This is a genomic window from Paeniglutamicibacter kerguelensis (assembly GCF_017876535.1).
GTDB lineage: Bacteria > Actinomycetota > Actinomycetes > Actinomycetales > Micrococcaceae > Paeniglutamicibacter > Paeniglutamicibacter kerguelensis.
The window spans coordinates 2,692,659-2,709,447 of the sequence record NZ_JAGIOF010000001.1; the positions used below are offsets into that span (position 1 = coordinate 2,692,659).

Sequence of the window (16,789 nt, forward strand, 5' to 3'; positions counted from 1 at the left end):
AAACAGAAGGAGAGTCTCTTGAGCGAGAACTTCACCACCACCCAGAGCGGTGCGCCGGTCGCCAGCGACGCGCACTCGCTGACCAGCGGTCCGGACGGCATCACCGCCCTCCACGACCGTTACCTTGTCGAAAAGCTGGCCTCGTTCAACCGCGAGCGTGTGCCGGAGCGCAACCCACACGCCAAGGGCGGCGGAGCATTCGGTGAATTCTTCGTCACCGAAGACGTTTCCAAGTACACCCGTGCCGCAGTCTTCCAGCCGGGCGCCAACTCCGAGACGCTGCTGCGCTTCTCCTCGGTTGCCGGCGAGCAGGGTTCCCCCGACACCTGGCGCGACGTGCGCGGTTTCGCACTTCGCTTCTACACCACCGAGGGCAACTACGACGTCGTAGGCAACAACACCCCGGTCTTCTTCATCCGCGACGGCATCAAGTTCCCGGACTTCATCCACTCGCAGAAGCGCATGGGCGCCTCCGGCCTGCGCAATGGCGACATGCAGTGGGACTTCTGGACCCACTCCCCCGAGTCCGCACACCAAGTGACCTACCTGATGGGCGATCGCGGCCTGTCCCGCTCTTGGCGTGAACTCAACGGCTACGGCTCGCACACCTACCAGTGGATCAACGCCGAGGGCGAGCGTTTCTGGGTGAAGTACCACTTCATCTCCCGCCAGGGTGTCCACAACATCGGTGCCGAGGAAGCCGAGAAGCTTGCCGGTTCGGACGCCGACTTCTACCGTCGCGACCTGTTCGACAACATCGAGGCCGGCAACTTCCCGACCTGGGACGTCAAGGTCCAGGTCATGCCGTACGAAGAGGGCAAGACCTACCGCTTCAACCCGTTCGACATGACCAAGGTCTGGCCGCACGCGGACTACCCGCTGATCCCGGTTGGCCACTTCACGTTGAACCGCAACCCGCGCAACTTCTTCGCCGAGATCGAGCAGGCAGCGTTCTCCCCGTCGAACCTGGTTCCGGGCATCGACATCAGCCCCGACAAGATGCTGATGGCCCGCGTGTTCTCCTACCCGGATGCACAGCGCAACCGCATCGGCGCCAACTACAACCAGTTGCCGGTCAACCAGCCGCACGCCGCCAAGGTGAACAACTACATGCACGAAGGTGCCATGCAGTACCTGTTCAACGACCCGGAGGCCCGCGTCTACACCCCGAACTCCTTCGGTGGCCCGTCCGCCGATGCAGAGCGCGCCGGTGAGGGCGGCTGGGAGACCGACGGCGAATTGGTCCGCGCGGCACAGACCCTGCGCTCGGAAGACGACGACTTCGGCCAGGCCGGTACCCTGTACCGCGAGGTCTACAATGCAGAGTCCAAGGAGCGTTTCCACGCAACCCTGCTGGGCCAGTGCCAGGGCATCACCATCGAGTCCATCCGCGAAGGCTTCTTCCAGTACTGGACGAACGTCGATGCGAACCTCGGCCAGATCCTGCGCGACGCCTACGCAGCAAGCCTGAACGGCGTGGCAGCCAACTAAGTCCCGCACCGCGGACTTGGCCGGCACCTAGCCAACCAAGCGAAGGGCCCCACCTCCACCCGGAGTTGGGGCCCTTCGTCGCATCGCCGCGAATGCCCGCCGGTGGCCCGCTCCCTGCACGCCGCCGGGTCGTCGGAACGAACAAGCCCCGGACAAGGCAAATGCCCGCGTCCTCGATCATTCGAGGACGCGGGCATCGGCTGCGTGGGGTTGGGCCCTAGTCGCGGGAGATCTTGACCATCTCGTCGCGGTCCACGACCTTGATGCGCGTGCGCTCCACCGGGCCAACCGAGGTTTCGGTCGGGCTTGCCGCGGTCCCGAGGGCGATCTCGTGCGCATCGAGCTTCTTCCACCCTTCCCAGGTGGTGAATTCGACGCCGCGGGACTGCAGCAGTTCGATGATTGCATCCTCGCTCGGGTTCACGGCGGGCGGCAGTTCCATGCGGTCCTCGAGCAGGTTGCCGATGGTTTCCAGGGCGTCGCCCTTGGTATGGCCGATCAGGCCGACCGGGCCGCGCTTGATCCAGCCGGTGGCGTAGAGGCCCGGAACGTGTGTTCCCTTGCCATCCAGCACGCGGCCCCCGGCGTTGGGAATGACCCCGCGCTTTTCGTCGAACTCGAGCTCGGCGAGCTCGGAGCCGAAGTAGCCGATGGCGCGGTAGACGGCCTGCACCGGGTAGTCGACGAATTCGCCGGTTCCCCTGACGTTTCCGGTTCCGTCCAGCTCCTGGCGCTCGAACTTGATGCCGGCGACCTTGCCGTCCTCGCCGATGACTTCGACGGGGTTGTGCAGGAAGTGCAGGTGCAGACGGCGCGAGGCGCCGGTGTCCTGCTCCTCGACGATCCAGTTGGTCAGCGTGTTGACCATGGTCTTGACCTGGTTGTTCGACTTGATCAGGGCATCGGAGGCCTCGTCGAATTCGAAGTCCTCCGGGTAGAGCACGATGTCGACGTCGCGGCTGTGGCTCAGTTCTCGCAATTCCAGCGGGGTGAACTTCACCTGGGCGGGGCCGCGGCGGCCGAAGATGTGCACGTCGGTGACGGGTGAATCCTTCAGGCCCTCGAAGACGTTCTCCGGGATCTCGGTGACCAGCAGGTCCTCGGCGTGCTTGGAGAGCACGCGGGCCACGTCCAGCGCCACGTTGCCGTTGCCGAGCACGGCGATTTCCTTGGCCTCGAGCGGCCAGGTGCGCGGCACGTCGGGCTGCCCGTCGTACCAGGACACGAAGTCCGCGGCGCCGTAGGACCCCTCCAGGCCGATGCCCGGGATGTTCATGTCCGCGTCCTTGATGGCGCCGGTTGCGAAGATGACGGCGTCGTACATGTCGCGGATGTCGCTCAGAGTCACGTCGCGGCCGTAGGTCACGTTGCCGAGGAAGCGGATGTCGCCGCGGTCAAGCACCTTGTGCAGGGCGTTGACGATTCCCTTGATGCGCGGGTGGTCCGGGGCAACACCGTAACGGATCAGGCCGTAGGGAGCCGGGTAGGCGTCGAGCAGGTCGATGCTGACCTCGAACTCGCGCTCGGCCTTGGTGAGGATGTCGGCAGCATAGACGCCGGCCGGACCCGCCCCGATGATGGCGACACGGAGCGGACGTACTGCTGAATCGGACACGAGGGGTTCCTTCCGGAGGATGTACACGGGCGCGCAAATTAGTGCACAGCTACATAGTCTAATTGGGATTGGCTCCCAAGTGGGAACCGGTGTGCGCATACTCACGTTCCCACGTGGCATTTTCCGGGCCGGGATGCGGGGTTGGGTGCGGGCGATGTCGCCGCGCAGGAACGATCGAACTGTAGGCTGAAGTGTGGGCAGTCCTCCGTTGGCTCGCACCGCCAGCCAAGAAGTGAGTTGGTACTAGTCAGATACCTTTTGTCACCCACGAAAATGCCCGAACTTTTTGTTGCTTTGCACGGCAGCACGGAATGGAATCAATGTTTTCCCTGTTGAGTCAATCATGACCCAAACGAGTACCCTCAAAACCACGAGTACAGGCGCCGGGGTCTCACCGGCGTCCGAACGCAACGCCGGCTTGATACAGGGGCTCACAGCGTACGGCTTGTGGGGTCTGCTGCCGCTGTACTTCCTGACCATCGGCATTGCCTCGCCGTTGGAAATCGTTGCCAACAGGATCGTCTGGTCACTGGTGTTCTGTGCCATCCTGCTGAGCCTGACCCGGAACTGGCAGCAGCTGTTCGCGCTTGGGCGCGACAGGCAGGCAATGATCCGGCTATCGGTGGCCTCGGTGCTGATTGCCGTGAACTGGCTGACCTACACCTTTGCCGTGCTCAACGGGCATGCTGTCGAGGCATCGCTGGGGTACTTCATCAACCCGCTGGTTTCCACGGCGCTTGGCGTCATCTTCCTGAAGGAAAAACTGCGCACGATGCAGTGGGTCGCCATGGGCTTCGGCCTGGCCGCGGTTCTCACCCTGACCTTTGCCTACGGCAATGTCCCGTACATCGCACTGACCTTGGCCTTCTCCTTTGGCTTCTACGGCTTCGTGAAAAACCGCGTGGGTCGCACCGCCACCGCGTTGACTTCGTTGAGCGTGGAAACCGCCGTCCTGAGCATTCCCGCCCTGGGAGTCATGGCATGGCTCATCGCCTCGAACCAGGACACGGTGATTTCCGCGGGTCCGGCGCACTTCTGGCTCATGGTGGCCAGCGGCGTCATTACCGCCGTCCCCCTGCTGCTCTTCGGCGCATCGGCCCGACGCCTGCCCTTGACGACCCTGGGCACCCTGCAGTTCCTGGCCCCGATCCTCCAATTCATCGTGGCCCTGACGGTGTTCAACGAACCGATGCCGCCCGAGCGCCTGGTTGGCTTCTGCCTGGTCTGGGTGGCAGTGATCTTGCTGTGCATCGACATGGCCCGCCAGCCGCGCCGCGATCGCGCGGCCCGGGCGGCCATCGCCCCGCTCCCGCCGAAGAACAAGGCCCCGCGCGAATCCACGGGCATCACCGCGGCAGAGTCTTCCGCCGACAAGGAGTAAGCTCCGCACCATGCACCGGGTTTCCGTCGATTTCCGGGCATGAAGAAAGGGGCTGGATGGTTGTTCAAAGCCCTGAACAACCTCCAGCCCCTTTCTTGGCTCTACGCCCTAGCGCATTGGCTAGGCGTTGGCGCGGATGGCGCCTTCCAGCACCTCAAGGGCGTCGGCGAGCAGCTCGTCGCTGATGACCAGCGGGGGCAGCAGGCGGATGACGTTGCCGTAGGTGCCGCAGGTCAGGATCAGGACGCCTGCGGCCAGGCAGTCGGCCGCAATCTTCTTGGTGATGTCTGCATCCGGCTCGATGCCGCCGGCCTTGACCAGCTCGATGGCCACCATGGCGCCACGGCCGCGGATGTCACCGATGACCGAAACCTCGGACTGGATCTTGCGCATGCGGGTGAAGAACTGCTCTTCGATCTCGCGGGCGCGGGCTGCGAGGTCGTGCTCTTCCATGAACTTTATGGTCTCGAGCGCAGCCGCAACGGCAACGGGGTTGCCGCCGTAGGTGCCGCCGAGGCCGCCCGGGTGGACCGAGTCAAGCAGGTCGGCGCGGCCGACGATGCCCGAGAGCGGCATGCCGCCGGCGATGCCCTTGGCAACGGTGATGATGTCCGGGGTGATGCCCTCGATGTCGGAGGCGAACCAGGCGCCGGCGCGGCAGAAGCCGGCCTGCACTTCGTCGGCGACGAAGACGATGCCCTGTTCCTTGGCCCATTCGGCGATGCGCGGCAGGAAGCCCTCGGCGGGAACGATGAAGCCGCCCTCACCCTGGATCGGCTCGATGATGATGGCTGCGATCTGGTCGCCGCCGATCTGCTTCTCCATGGCGAGGATGGCGCGCTCTGCGGCTTCCTTGCCGGAGATGTTCGGGTTCTCTTCGCGGAACGGGTAGCTCATCGGCATGCGGTAGATTTCCGAGGCCAGCGGGCCGAAGCCGCGCTTGTACGGTGCAGCCTTGGCGGTCAGGCCCATGGTCAGGTTGGTGCGGCCGTGGTAGGCGTGGTCGAAGGCGACAACGGCGGTGCGGCCGGTGGCCACGCGGGCAACCTTGATGGCGTTCTCGACGGCTTCGGAACCGGAGTTGAAGAAGACTGCCTTCTTGGCGTGGGTGCCCGGGGTGATTTCGGCAAGCTTCTCGGCCAGCTCGACGTAGCCCTCGTACGGGGTCACCATGAAGCAGGTGTGGGTAAAGTGTGCTGCCTGTGCGGCAACGGCTGCCGCAACGCGCTCGTTGGAGGCGCCAACGCTGGTTACCGCAATGCCCGAGCCCAGGTCGATGATGGAGTTTCCGTCGACGTCGACGATCACGCCGCCATCGGCGTCGGCAACGTAGACCGGGAGCGAGGAAGCCACGCCCAGTGCCACAGCGTTGGTGCGGCGTGCAGCCAGCTCAACGGACTTCGGTCCGGGGAAGGCGCCGTTGATCTGGCGCTTCTGTTCAATGCGGTAAGTGACGTCCATGAACGCTCATTCCTTTCCCGGCCTTTGCTGGTTTCGGCCCGCGTCCTGCGCCGTAGCGCAGGTGTTTGGGCACAAGCAAGGGAATCCGGTGTGTTGGTTGTTGTGTACTTTCATGAAGCCTATGCCGCGGGCGAGAATACCCGCTAGTGAAATTGGCACAGTACTCCCGGGAGTTCGCAGTGCATGTGCACAGAACTTTACGGGGCCCGTTTAACGGCAAAGGTGGCCCGTACCCGTCCGGGATTCCCGGACGGGTACGGGCCACCTTTGCCGCCACGCCCCGCGGGGCGTGGACGTGTTACAGCTCGTGGGGCATTTCCTCGGGAAGGTGTCCCTCGTCCTCCGGGTGGCGGGCCAGGTTCCACATGGCAAGGCCGAGGCCTCCCCAGACGGTGACCATGGCAATGATCATCATGGTGATGGCTACCGGGGTCATGCCTTCAGCTCCTCTGCTGCGTCTTCGTCCGCAAGTGCGGCTTCGAATTCATCGTATTCCGGGTCATTGAGCTTCGATTTGTCGCTCCACGGGATCAGCGAGAGCAGCAGCGCGCCGACGACCAGCGCGCCCGCCATGCCCCAGCCGAAGACTCCGTTGAACCACGCCGGGTAGCCGGAGTACTGCTCGGTGCTCTTGGTCTGGATTTCGTTGATCAGCATGTAGCCAAGGGCCACGGGCGCAATGCCACCGACCAGAATGCGCCAGCCGGTACCCATCTTGATCGACGAGGTGCGGTTCATGTGCTTCTGCAATTGCGGAAGAGCCGTCAGCCCCGCGGTCAGGACGATGACGGTCACCAGTGCACAGGCAAGGATGCCGAACTGGTTCACGAACGCGTCCGAGGTGTCCAGCAGGTAGAGACCGGTGGTGGTCGGGAAGAGCACCATGGAGATCAGTGCGATCGGGACCGTGACAATCAGCGTTGCCGACTTTCGGCTCCAGCCCAGCTTGTCCTGGAATGCCGCGACGATGACCTCGAGGATCGAGATCAAGGAGGTCAGTCCCGCGAAGACCAGCGAGCCGAAGAACAGCACGCCGAGGATCGCACCGAGGGGGGCTTCGGAGACGATGGTCGGGAAGGCGATGAAGGCCAGGCCGATGCCGCCTCCTGCCACTTCCGATACCGACTGCCCGGAGGCCGCCGCCATGAAGCCGAGTGCCGCGAAGACGCCGATGCCGGCCAGGATCTCGAAGCCGGAGTTGGCGAACGCGACAACCATGCCCGAACCGGTCAGGTCGGTCTTGCGCTTCAGGTACGAGGAGTAGGTGACCATGATGCCGAAGGCCACGGAGAGGGAGAAGAAGATGTGGCCGAAGGCCGCGGCCCACACGCCCGGGTTCTTCAGCGCTTCCCAGTTAGGGGTGAAGAAGGCATTCAGGCCTTCCATCGCGCCGGGGAGGAACACGGCCTGGATCACCAGGATCACGAACATGACCACCAGCAGCGGCAGGAAGATCGCGTTTGCACGCGAAATGCCCTTGTTCACGCCGGCGACCATGATCACGATCGCGATGATCCAGACGGCCAGCATCGGGAAGAAGACGCCGGAGACGAAGTCGAAGGACAGTCCGACTTGGTCGGCCGGCGCCGTCTTCAGGTAGCTGTCGAAGAAGGCCCCGGCGTCGTCGCCCCAGGCCTTGGTCACGGAGAACCAGGCATACATGGCTGCCCACGCAATGATGGCCGCGTAGTAGATGGCGATGACGAAGCAGATCAGCACCTGCCACCAGCCGAGCGGCTCGGCCGCACGATTGAGGCGGCGGTATGCCAAGGGGGCGGAGCCGCGTCCACGGTGGCCGACCGAGTAGTCAAGGAAAAGCAAGGGGATGCCCGCGCAGAGCAGGGCGACAAGATAAGGGATCAGGAAGGCGCCGCCGCCGTTGTCGTAGGCAACATAGGGGAAACGCCAAATATTGCCCAGCCCAACGGCGGAGCCAATGGCGGAAAGTATGAAGAGTTTTCGAGACGAGAATGTCTCTCGAGGAGCCGGTGCGGGTTGTCCGCCCTGGCCTGATGGTGCAGTGATCATCGGACAACCTTACCCATAAGTGACGTACGTCCCGTGACCCAGGCCGCATTCTGACCAGTCCGGGGAGCGATTGGTCGTATGAGTGCACAAAAAACTCCATAGACTTGGTGCATGGCCATCACCTTGTCGCGACTTCTCGGGTCCCACGCCCTCTCCCTGCGCGCACTGACCGATATTTCGGCGGCGGGAGACACTCCCATCGAGTGGGCGGCAGTCACCGAACTGCGGGATCCTTCCCCTTTCCTCAGCGGCGGGGAAATCGTGCTGACCACGGGCCTGCGGCAGACCACGATCGCCAACCAGCAGGCCTTTGTGGAAACCGTGCACGGCGCCGGCGCCCTGGCCCTGGGTTACGGAACGGGGCTGAGCCACCGCAGCGTTCCGGCGGCGGTCATCCGCAAGGCCACCGAGCTCGGACTGCCGGTCTTCGAGGTCCCCTACGAGACCCCGTTCGTGGCAATCACCAAGTTGATTGCCGACACGCTGAACGCCGACCACTTGGCGCGCCTTGAACGCCTGCTCAAGGGACACCAGCAGCTGGCGTCCACGCTGCTCACCGGCGGGTTGCGTTCCATGCTGCGCGAGCTCTCGCGCATGCTCGGCAGCGCTGTCTCGTTGACGCAGTTCGGGGCCAGGGTGCACGGCCCGGAACTGGGCAAGGAGAAGTGGCACCCGATTCCCATTGCCACCGGGCTGAAGGACAAGTGCACGCTTTACCTGGCCGAGCCATACACCCGGGACGGATTGGTCGACTACGCCCAGGGGCTGATCGGGCTGGAGCTGGCAAACCAGGCCAGGTTGCGCGAATCCAACCGCTTGGTTGCGGGACAGGCATTTTCGGATCTGATCGCCGGGAACCTCAGCGCTTCCGAGGCAACCGCCCGCTTGCAGGGCATCGGGATCACCGTGGACCGCCCGCATTCGGTGGTGCTGGTTCATGCGGCCTCGGGGCATGAAAAGGCGTTGCGGACCCTGCCCATCCCGCCGCACCTCGAACACGAGGTCTCGGCCATTGTCGATGACCGGCTTGCCCTGGTGGTGAACGGTTCCCACGCCGCGAAATTCGCGGACCAGCTTGACGGGTACCTGGAAGGGGCCGGCATCACCGCCCGCGTAAGTTTCGGAGGGGACTATGCCCAGCCCAATGGCCTGCGTTGGAGTTTCTTCGAGGCGCTCGAGGCCCTGCGCCACGGCGAACGCATCAACACCCCGTCCAGGCTCTCGCTCACTTCCCTGCTGCTTGCGGCGCGCGATGTCCCGCTGCAGGCCCTGGCCCAGGAGGCGCTCGGGCCACTGGAGGCCTTCGACAAGAAACATTCGGCGGAATTGCTGGGTACGTTGCGTCACTACCTGGAATTGGACGGCAGCGTCGGCGCCGTGGCCGAAACCCTGGGATTGCACCGCAATACCGTGCGTTACCGGCTCCAGCAGATCAGCGAGCTCAGCGGCTACGACCCGACAACCACCGCCGATCGGGTGCAATTGTGGCTTGCATTGACCGCCAAGGACATTACTTAGAATCGCTCCGGATAGAATGGGGGGCATGGCTGAAATGTTCCTTGAGAAGTTCCGTTCACTGGTTCCGTTGTACCTCGAGGACGAGTGGCAAAAAGAAGATGGCTTGACCGACGCCGAGCTCGATGACGCGCTCGGCACCCTCCCCGTCCAGCTCCCCTTGGTGCTGCGCGAGTTCTACCTGGCACTGGGTGGCTGCGAAGACCTGATGGAGGCGTACCACTACTTCTTCGACCCCGACGAGCTCGAGGTCGAAGACGGCTACCTGCTCTTCCTTGAGGACGAGGAAGAAAAGTACGTATGGGGCTTCCGCCTTGACCAGCTCGAGGTGCCGGACCCGATCGTCTACCGCCGCCAGAATGCCCGCGGCACGTGGAAGAGCGAAGAGGGCACCTTCAGCGAATATGTCCTTGACATGTTCAGCTGGGTCTTCGACGAGCTCTCCCCCGAGCTGAACGACTAACCCCGGGTCAGCAACCCCCATGCGCCGGCTATGGAACTCGCACGCACCGGAAGATTACCGCTGCCCTTTTTGCGAGCTCCTGGCCGGCGCAGAGTTTTCCCCCGACAACCTCTGTGCGCAGACCGACCTGATCTACAGGACCGAACACGTCGCCGTCATCATGGCCTGTGACGGCTTCGGCCCCCACGGCGGCCACGCCATGGTCATTCCCTCCGTGCACCACGAGGCGCTCTACGATTTGCCGGAGACGGTCGCCGCCGAAATCATGTTCGAGACCCGGCGCATCGCCCTGGCCATGAAGTACGCGTGGTCCCCCGAGGGCACCAGCACCAGACAGCACAACGAACCCGCCGGAAACCAGCACGTCTGGCACTACCACCAGCACGTGTTTCCGCGCTTCAGCGACGACGACCTCTACAGGCACCTGCGGCACCGCGTCCCGGTTGCCGAGCGCGCACAAAAGGCCGCCCAGTTACGGGCGGCCTTGGGTGAAGCGAACCTTTGGGGCGAATACCCCGAAAGGTTCCTCGTTTAGGTTTTGCCTAGACCTCGCGGGTGACCACTGCGTCGGCAAAGGCCGCCAGCGCGTCCTTGACGGTTCCGGCCGGGAGCGGCTGCAGCACGGCCACGGCCTCGTCGGCCCAGTGCCGCGCAACGGCCCAGGCCTTGGCCGTGGCGGGGTTGCCGGCAACGGCTTCCACCGCACGGGCCAGAGCCGCGTCCTCGGTCAGGTCCCCGTCGACAATCTCCAGCACGCGGGCCGCCTCCGCGTCACCCGCCGCAGCGGCATCGCGCATCAGCAGGATCGGCAGCGTCGGGACGCCTTCGCGCAGGTCGGTTCCGGGGGTCTTGCCCGAACGGACCTTTGCGCCTGTCACGTCGATGACATCGTCGGCAACCTGGAAGGCAACGCCGACCTTTTCGCCGTAGGTGCGCAGGATCTCCACGTATTCCGGGGCGCCGCCGAAGAGCGCACCGAAGGCGCCGGAGGTTGCCAGCAGGGATGCCGTCTTGTCGGCGATGACGCTGAGGTGGTGTTCGATCGGGTCGTCGCCCTCGCGCGGCCCCACCGATTCGTGCAGCTGGCCCAGGCACAAGCGCTCGAAGGTGCGTGCCTGCATCGAGACCGCCTCGGGGCCCAGCTCGGCACCGAGGACCGAGGCCCGGGCGAAGATCAGGTCGCCGGTGAGGATGGCAACGGAGTTGCCCCAGACCTCGTGCGCGGTGGGTGCACCGCGGCGCAGCGGCGCCGAATCCATCACGTCGTCGTGGTAAAGCGTGGCAAGGTGGGTCAGCTCGACAATGGCCGCGGCCTTGATGACCTCTTCGGTCACCCCCTCGCCCAACAGCGAGGTCAAGACCACCAACAGCGGACGGATCCGCTTGCCGCCGGCCTCGACCAGGTGGCGGCTGGTCGCATCGATCAAGGGGTCGGAGTTCGCGATCGCGTCGCGCAGCAGCTTCTCCACCTTGGCCAGGCCGGTGGCGATGGCCGGGCCGAACTCGGGATCGTGGGCGATCAGGGAAAAACCGCTGGGCAGGTTCACCGCGGCGGCCAGCACGCTGGTCTCCGGGTTCAGATCGAAGGAATCGTGCACGCCGTGTCCGGCAGCGGTCCAGTTGGTCTGGGAATCGGTCACAGTTCTAAGACTTACTATCTCTCGACGGTCGGTTCCAGCCGCGGCATGTGGCCGATTCTGGTTGCTGGTCGGTAGGTACCAGCTGCTCAAGTACAGGCTTCACTCTATCGCCATTCGGCCCGATCAAGGCGAAGGCGGGCGATTCGCGGCAGGTTGCCCGGCGTTTGGCGCCCGGGCAGCCCGCCTGCGGCGTGCCTAGACCAGCGGTTTGGTGGCGCGATGCACCGCAACGATGCCGCCGCTGAGGTTGCGGTAGCGGCACGAATCCCAGCCGGCCTGGTCGATCCAGGCGGCAAGGCCGTCCTGGTTCGGCCAGTCGCGGATGGATTCGGCAAGGTACACGTAGGCCGCCGGGTTCGAGGAGACCTTCTTGGCGATGGGCGGAAGCGCCTTCATCAGGTACTCGGTGTACACGGTGCGGAACGGCGCAAACGTCGGGTGCGAGAATTCGGCGATCACCAGGGTGCCACCGGGCTTGGTCACCCGCAGCATCTCGGCCAGCGCCTTCTTCGGCTCGTTCACGTTGCGCAGGCCGAAGCTGATCGTCGCCGCGTCAAAGCTGTTGTCCTCGAAGGGAAGGTTGGTGGCATCGCCCGCGACAAAGTCGATGTCCGGGCGGCGGCGCTTGCCGACCTTCAGCATGCCCTGGGAGAAATCACAGGCAACGACGCCGATGCCGGCATCGGCAAACGGCTCGGAGGAAGTCCCCGTGCCGGCGGCCAGGTCCAGCACGCGCTGGCCGGGCTTGGCGCCGACCGCGTCGAAGACGATCTTGCGCCAGCGGCGGGTCTGCCCTAGGGACAGAATGTCGTTGACCACGTCATAACGCGGGGCAACGTCGTCAAACATTGCTTGGACTTCTTCTGTGTGCTTTTCCAGCGATGCGCGGCTCATGGTTTCATTGTCGCAAAGTTCGGCGGCAACGTGAAAATACGGCGCACGGATGTCCTGGTGAGCGGGGCCACTCAAGAGTCCGGCGCGCACCCCGGCGGCGGTAGGCTTAGCTCATCATGACTTCCCAACTTTCCGCCGGTACGGGACCGCACACGCCAACCCCGGTGCCGCAGCTGCGCAGCTTGACCATCAAACGCCCGGCGATGAGCGAACACGGACTTCTTGACTACGCCACCCGCGACGATTCACTGATGTGGGCCCGACGCGGCGAGGGAGTCATCGGCTTCGGCCAGATTGCACGGTTCGAGTCGACCGGACCCGAGCGCTTCGCGCTGGCCCGCGACTGGTGGAACGGGGTAACGGCGGCGGCCGGCATCGAGGATCCGCTGGAACTGCCCGGCACGGGACTGATCGCCTTCGGAGCCTTCGCCTTTTCCTTCTCCAGCACCTATGCCTCGCGCATGATCGTGCCGAAAATCGTGGTGGGCAAGGACGAAAACTGCAGCTGGATCACCTACACGGTCACCGACCCGGAGGCCGAGTTGAGCCTCGAGGCGGCCGAGGCCGAGCTGGCGATGCTGTTGGACGACTACTCGGCCGAGCACGAACTGGGGGCAGGCGTGGACCGGCTGGTGACCGGCCAGATCACCGAGGCCGAGTACATGGACTCGGTACGCAAGGGTGTTGCAGCGATCGAATCCGGGCAGGTCACCAAGCTGGTGCTGGCCCGCGATGCGGTGGCCGAGCTCGCGACGCCGATCGCCGTGGCCCAGGTCTTGCGCCAGCTCGCGCTGCGCTACGCCGATTGCTGGACTTACTCGGTGGACGGCTTGATCGGCGCCACCCCGGAAATGCTGGTCCGGGTGCGCGGCGACATCGCCGAGGCCCGCGTCCTGGCGGGCACCCTTGACCGCGCCAGCGCGCCGGCCGGGGATTCCAGCTACGCGCACCGCATGCTGGTCGAGGACGAGAAGCAGCGCCACGAGCACCAGCTGGCAATCGATTCGCTCACCGAACAGCTCGGGCCGCTGGCCTCCGGCATGGACGCCCCCGCCGAACCGTTTGTCTTGCAGCTGCCCAACGTCTGGCACCTCGCCTCGGACGTCAAGGCGTCGCTGGCCCACCGTTCGGACGGCAGCGTTCCCTCGGCTCTGGATTTGGCTGAGGTCTTCCACCCGACGGCCGCGGTGTGCGGAACCCCCACGAAGGAAGCCGGCCGCATCCTGCGCGAGCTCGAGGGCATGGACCGAGGCCCGTACGCGGGGCCCGTCGGCTGGGTCGACACGCGCGGGAACGGAGAGTTTGGCATTGCGCTGCGCGGCGGCGTGATCGAGTCCCCCACCTCGATTCGGCTCTACGCCGGTTGCGGCATTGTTGCGGCGTCCGATCCGGCGTCGGAGTTGGCCGAGTCCTGGGCCAAGATGCGCCCGATGCGTGAGGCACTCAGCATTTAGGTTTGCGCAGCTGGGTTCACGCAACTAGGTAACGGGTGAACAACGAAAGTTGTTTACCCGGAGAAAATGAATGTAGCCTGTGATGCATATCTCATTACTTGGGGCATTGCCGGTTACAATTGGCTTCGACGCAAGTCCAGAAGCGATTACCTAGAGAAGGACCACACTCCATGCGGATCACCACCACCGTACTCAAATCCCTGGCCGTGGCGGCGGTGGGCGCACTCGCGCTTACCGCATGCGGAAGCAACGACACCCCGGCCGCTTCAACTTCAGCCGACCCGAATGCAGTCAAGCTGCTCAACCCGGGAAAGTTCACAGTATGCTCCGACATTCCCTACGAACCGTTTGAATTCGTCAAGGACGGCAAGAATGTCGGCTTCGACATGGACATTGCGGCCGAAATCGCCAAGGACCTGGGCGTGGAGCTCAATGTAATCACTTCACCCTTCGAATCCATCCAGTCGGGCTTGTTCAAGACCCAGTGCGATGCGGCCATCTCCGGGCTTTCGATCACCGAAGAGCGCAAGGGAAACATGGACTTCTCCACCCCTTACATGGACGACGACCTGACCCTGGTTGCCAAGGAAGGTTCGGGCATCACCAGCGTCGAATCCGCCAAGGGCCAGAAGGTCGGCGTGCAGCAGGCCACCACCGGCGCCAAGTTCGCCAAGGAACACGGCCTGGTCCCGGTTGAATACGCCACCGGCAATGACCAGGTCATGTCACTGAAGAGCGGCCAGACCGTCGCATCACTGGGCAACCAGTCGATCCTTGGCTATGCCATCAAGAACGAACCGACGCTCAAGCGCGTGGAGGACTTCAAGTCAGGTGAGCAGCTGGGCATAGCCGTTGCCAAGGGCAACACCGTGCTTCTTGAAAAGATCAATGCGACCCTGAAGCGCATTACCGATGACGGCACGATGAAGACGTTCTCCGACACGTGGTTCGGAACCACCAACTAACCGACCCGTTTTCTTGGTCCATTTGTAACTGGTGAGGCCCCGGCTCCCGATCGGATCCGGGGCCTCACCCACTTTCACGGAAGGCTTCTTTCTCATGGCCATGACTACGCGTCAACGAGCCCGGGCCAGCAAAATTGTCCAGGCTGCCATATTCGCTGGCCTACTCATTTGGTTCTTGGTATCCGCCAACTGGGCTTTGCTGGCTGACACGTTCTTCGACTTCGACAAGCTTGGGCCGATGTTCCCCGAGCTGATCACCGTAGGTTTGAAGAACACCTTGTACTACACGATCCTCTCCTTTGCCTTCGGCCTCACACTCGGCCTGATTCTGGCGTTGATGAAGATCGCGAGCTTCGCCCCCTACCGATGGCTAGCAACCGGATTCATCGAATTCTTCCGCGGCGTTCCTGCGCTATTGGTGCTGATCGCCTTCGGGTACGGTGTCCCCATCGCGTTCCCCGGCGTCCTCTGGCCACAGCCCGTGGTCGTGATGGTTTCCCTCGGCCTTGTCTCATCCGCCTACATCGCAGAAACACTCCGCGCGGGCCTGCAGGCAGTACCCAAGGGCCAGATTGAGGCGGCCCGCTCGCTGGGCATGCCGGCCTGGCGCGCCATGGTCACGATCGTGATCCCCCAGGCCTTCAAGATCGTGTTGCCGCCGCTGACCAATGAAGTCATTATGCTCACCAAGGACTCTTCGCTTGCATTCATCCTCGGCGCCACGGCAAGCCAGTACGAGTTGACGACTTTCGGTCGCCAAGGACTGACCAGCTTGGGTGCGGGTATCACGCCGCTGGTCGTTGCCGGTGCTTTCTACCTGGTCATCACGGTCCCGTTGAGTCTTGTGGCTCGCAAGTTCGAGTCGCGCACCGCGAAGACGAATCGATAGGCAGGCAAAGTCATGAACGACAGCACAAACACCCCGACCGCTTTCAAGGCTGCCGGCGTATCCATCACGAGCCTGCGCAAGTCCTACGGCAGCAACGAAGTCCTCAAGGGCATCGACCTTGAGGTCAAGCCCGGCGAAGTGGTTTGCCTGATCGGCCCGTCCGGCTCCGGCAAGTCAACGCTGCTGCGTTGCGTGAACCTCCTGGAACAGCCAAACGGCGGCACCATCCACGTGGGCGGCTTCGACGCCACGGATCCCGACGTTGACCTGGACAAGATGCGCAGGACGGTTGGCATGGTATTCCAGCAGTTCAACCTCTTCCCGCACCTGACAGTGATGCAGAACTGCACCGTTGCACAAACCAAGGTGCTCAAGCGCCCGGCCGCGCAGGCGAAGGAAACCGCCCAGAAGAACCTGCACCGGGTGGGCCTGAGCGATTTCGGCGACCGCTACCCGGACCAGCTTTCCGGCGGCCAGCAGCAGCGCGTGGCAATCGCCCGCGCCTTGTCCATGGACCCGACGCTGATGCTTTTCGACGAGCCGACCTCAGCACTTGACCCTGAAACCGTCGGCGAGGTCTTGGCCATCATGCGCTCGCTGGCCAAGGCCGGCATGACCATGTTGGTCGTAACCCACGAGATGTCCTTCGCCAAGGATGTCGCCGACCGGGTGATCTTCATGGATGGCGGCGTGGTCGTCGAGCAGGGGCATGCCAAGGACGTCATTGGCAATCCGCAGCAGCCGCGCACCCAGGACTTCCTTAAGCGCGTTCTTGATCCCACGCATGTGGAGATCACGGACTAGGATTCCGAGAAGCGCTCCGCATGGGGGTCGTACGCCGCACTGGACATTCCCGGCTTGCGGCCTACGGCCCCCATGCGTTTTGTCTCAACCCCCGTCCGCGGCTTCGTTGCTGACAGCGGACAAGTCTTCCCATGGCCGGATCCCGATCGGGCCCTGTGCTTCGCAGGGGCAGGCATTGGAACCGAAAGA

General features: G+C 63.9%; 15 protein-coding genes. 9 read left to right on the plus strand and 6 right to left on the minus strand.

The genetic code is table 11. The annotated features are described in order from the left end of the window. Positions 1-18: 18 nt before the first annotated feature. Positions 19-1,491: a catalase gene (locus JOF47_RS12370; protein WP_209998732.1), complete on the plus strand. Its 1,473-nt coding sequence runs from the start codon at positions 19-21 to the stop codon at positions 1,489-1,491. Positions 1,492-1,708: 217 nt separating this feature from the next. On the opposite strand, the gene JOF47_RS12375 is transcribed toward JOF47_RS12370, so the two are convergent. Continuing rightward, complete coding sequence (locus JOF47_RS12375) at positions 1,709-3,106, minus strand: FAD-dependent oxidoreductase (protein WP_342592766.1); 1,398 nt, start codon at positions 3,104-3,106, stop codon at positions 1,709-1,711. 343 nt (positions 3,107-3,449) lie between these two features. Here JOF47_RS12375 and rarD point away from each other — a divergent pair, with 343 nt between their 5' ends. After that, positions 3,450-4,487, plus strand: coding sequence for an EamA family transporter RarD (gene rarD / locus JOF47_RS12380; RefSeq protein WP_209998734.1), 1,038 nt, complete (start codon positions 3,450-3,452; stop codon positions 4,485-4,487). 120 nt (positions 4,488-4,607) lie between these two features. On the opposite strand, the gene gabT is transcribed toward rarD, so the two are convergent. The 3 genes from gabT to JOF47_RS12395 all read right to left on the minus strand — a co-directional run bounded on the left by gabT (position 4,608) and on the right by JOF47_RS12395 (position 7,976). Then, positions 4,608-5,948, minus strand: coding sequence for a 4-aminobutyrate--2-oxoglutarate transaminase (gabT, locus tag JOF47_RS12385; protein ID WP_209998736.1), 1,341 nt, complete (start codon positions 5,946-5,948; stop codon positions 4,608-4,610). 298 nt (positions 5,949-6,246) lie between these two features. Next, a complete protein-coding gene (locus tag JOF47_RS12390; protein WP_209998738.1) occupies positions 6,247-6,384 on the minus strand; it encodes a methionine/alanine import family NSS transporter small subunit in 138 nt (45 codons plus the stop codon). Further along, positions 6,381-7,976: a sodium-dependent transporter gene (locus tag JOF47_RS12395; protein ID WP_209998740.1), complete on the minus strand. Its 1,596-nt coding sequence runs from the start codon at positions 7,974-7,976 to the stop codon at positions 6,381-6,383. Before JOF47_RS12395 ends, JOF47_RS12390 begins: the two co-directional genes overlap by 4 nt. 111 nt (positions 7,977-8,087) lie before the next feature. Here JOF47_RS12395 and JOF47_RS12400 point away from each other — a divergent pair, with 111 nt between their 5' ends. From JOF47_RS12400 to JOF47_RS12410, 3 genes are read left to right on the plus strand one after another with little or no spacing between them, the layout of a single operon-like run. Then, the gene (locus JOF47_RS12400) at positions 8,088-9,494 is read left to right on the plus strand and encodes a PucR family transcriptional regulator (protein ID WP_209998742.1); all 1,407 of its coding nucleotides are present in this window, start codon (positions 8,088-8,090) and stop codon (positions 9,492-9,494) included. Positions 9,495-9,519: 25 nt separating this feature from the next. Next, positions 9,520-9,954, plus strand: a complete 435-nt coding sequence (locus tag JOF47_RS12405) for an SMI1/KNR4 family protein (RefSeq protein ID WP_209998744.1) — start codon at positions 9,520-9,522, stop codon at positions 9,952-9,954. Between the two features lie 19 nt (positions 9,955-9,973). Beyond that, entirely contained in the window at positions 9,974-10,489 is a 516-nt protein-coding gene (locus tag JOF47_RS12410; RefSeq protein WP_209998746.1) for an HIT family protein, read from the plus strand. 7 nt (positions 10,490-10,496) lie between these two features. Here the strand turns inward: JOF47_RS12410 and JOF47_RS12415 are convergent, their stop codons facing one another. Both JOF47_RS12415 and JOF47_RS12420 read right to left on the minus strand, forming a co-directional pair. Then, complete coding sequence (locus tag JOF47_RS12415; protein ID WP_209998748.1) at positions 10,497-11,594, minus strand: polyprenyl synthetase family protein; 1,098 nt, start codon at positions 11,592-11,594, stop codon at positions 10,497-10,499. A 195-nt stretch (positions 11,595-11,789) separates the two neighbouring features. Then, positions 11,790-12,488 carry a demethylmenaquinone methyltransferase gene (locus tag JOF47_RS12420; RefSeq protein ID WP_209998750.1) on the minus strand — a complete coding sequence of 233 codons (699 nt, stop codon included), beginning with the start codon at positions 12,486-12,488 and terminating at the stop codon, positions 11,790-11,792. A gap of 116 nt (positions 12,489-12,604) precedes the next feature. Here JOF47_RS12420 and JOF47_RS12425 point away from each other — a divergent pair, with 116 nt between their 5' ends. The 4 genes from JOF47_RS12425 to JOF47_RS12440 all read left to right on the plus strand — a co-directional run bounded on the left by JOF47_RS12425 (position 12,605) and on the right by JOF47_RS12440 (position 16,600). Next, complete coding sequence (locus JOF47_RS12425) at positions 12,605-13,942, plus strand: isochorismate synthase (protein ID WP_209998752.1); 1,338 nt, start codon at positions 12,605-12,607, stop codon at positions 13,940-13,942. 170 nt (positions 13,943-14,112) lie between these two features. After that, complete coding sequence (locus JOF47_RS12430) at positions 14,113-14,907, plus strand: ABC transporter substrate-binding protein (protein ID WP_209998755.1); 795 nt, start codon at positions 14,113-14,115, stop codon at positions 14,905-14,907. A 94-nt stretch (positions 14,908-15,001) separates the two neighbouring features. After that, positions 15,002-15,796, plus strand: coding sequence for an amino acid ABC transporter permease (locus tag JOF47_RS12435; RefSeq protein ID WP_209998757.1), 795 nt, complete (start codon positions 15,002-15,004; stop codon positions 15,794-15,796). A 12-nt stretch (positions 15,797-15,808) separates the two neighbouring features. Continuing rightward, complete coding sequence (locus JOF47_RS12440) at positions 15,809-16,600, plus strand: amino acid ABC transporter ATP-binding protein (protein ID WP_209998759.1); 792 nt, start codon at positions 15,809-15,811, stop codon at positions 16,598-16,600. The last annotated feature ends 189 nt before the right edge of the window (positions 16,601-16,789 follow it).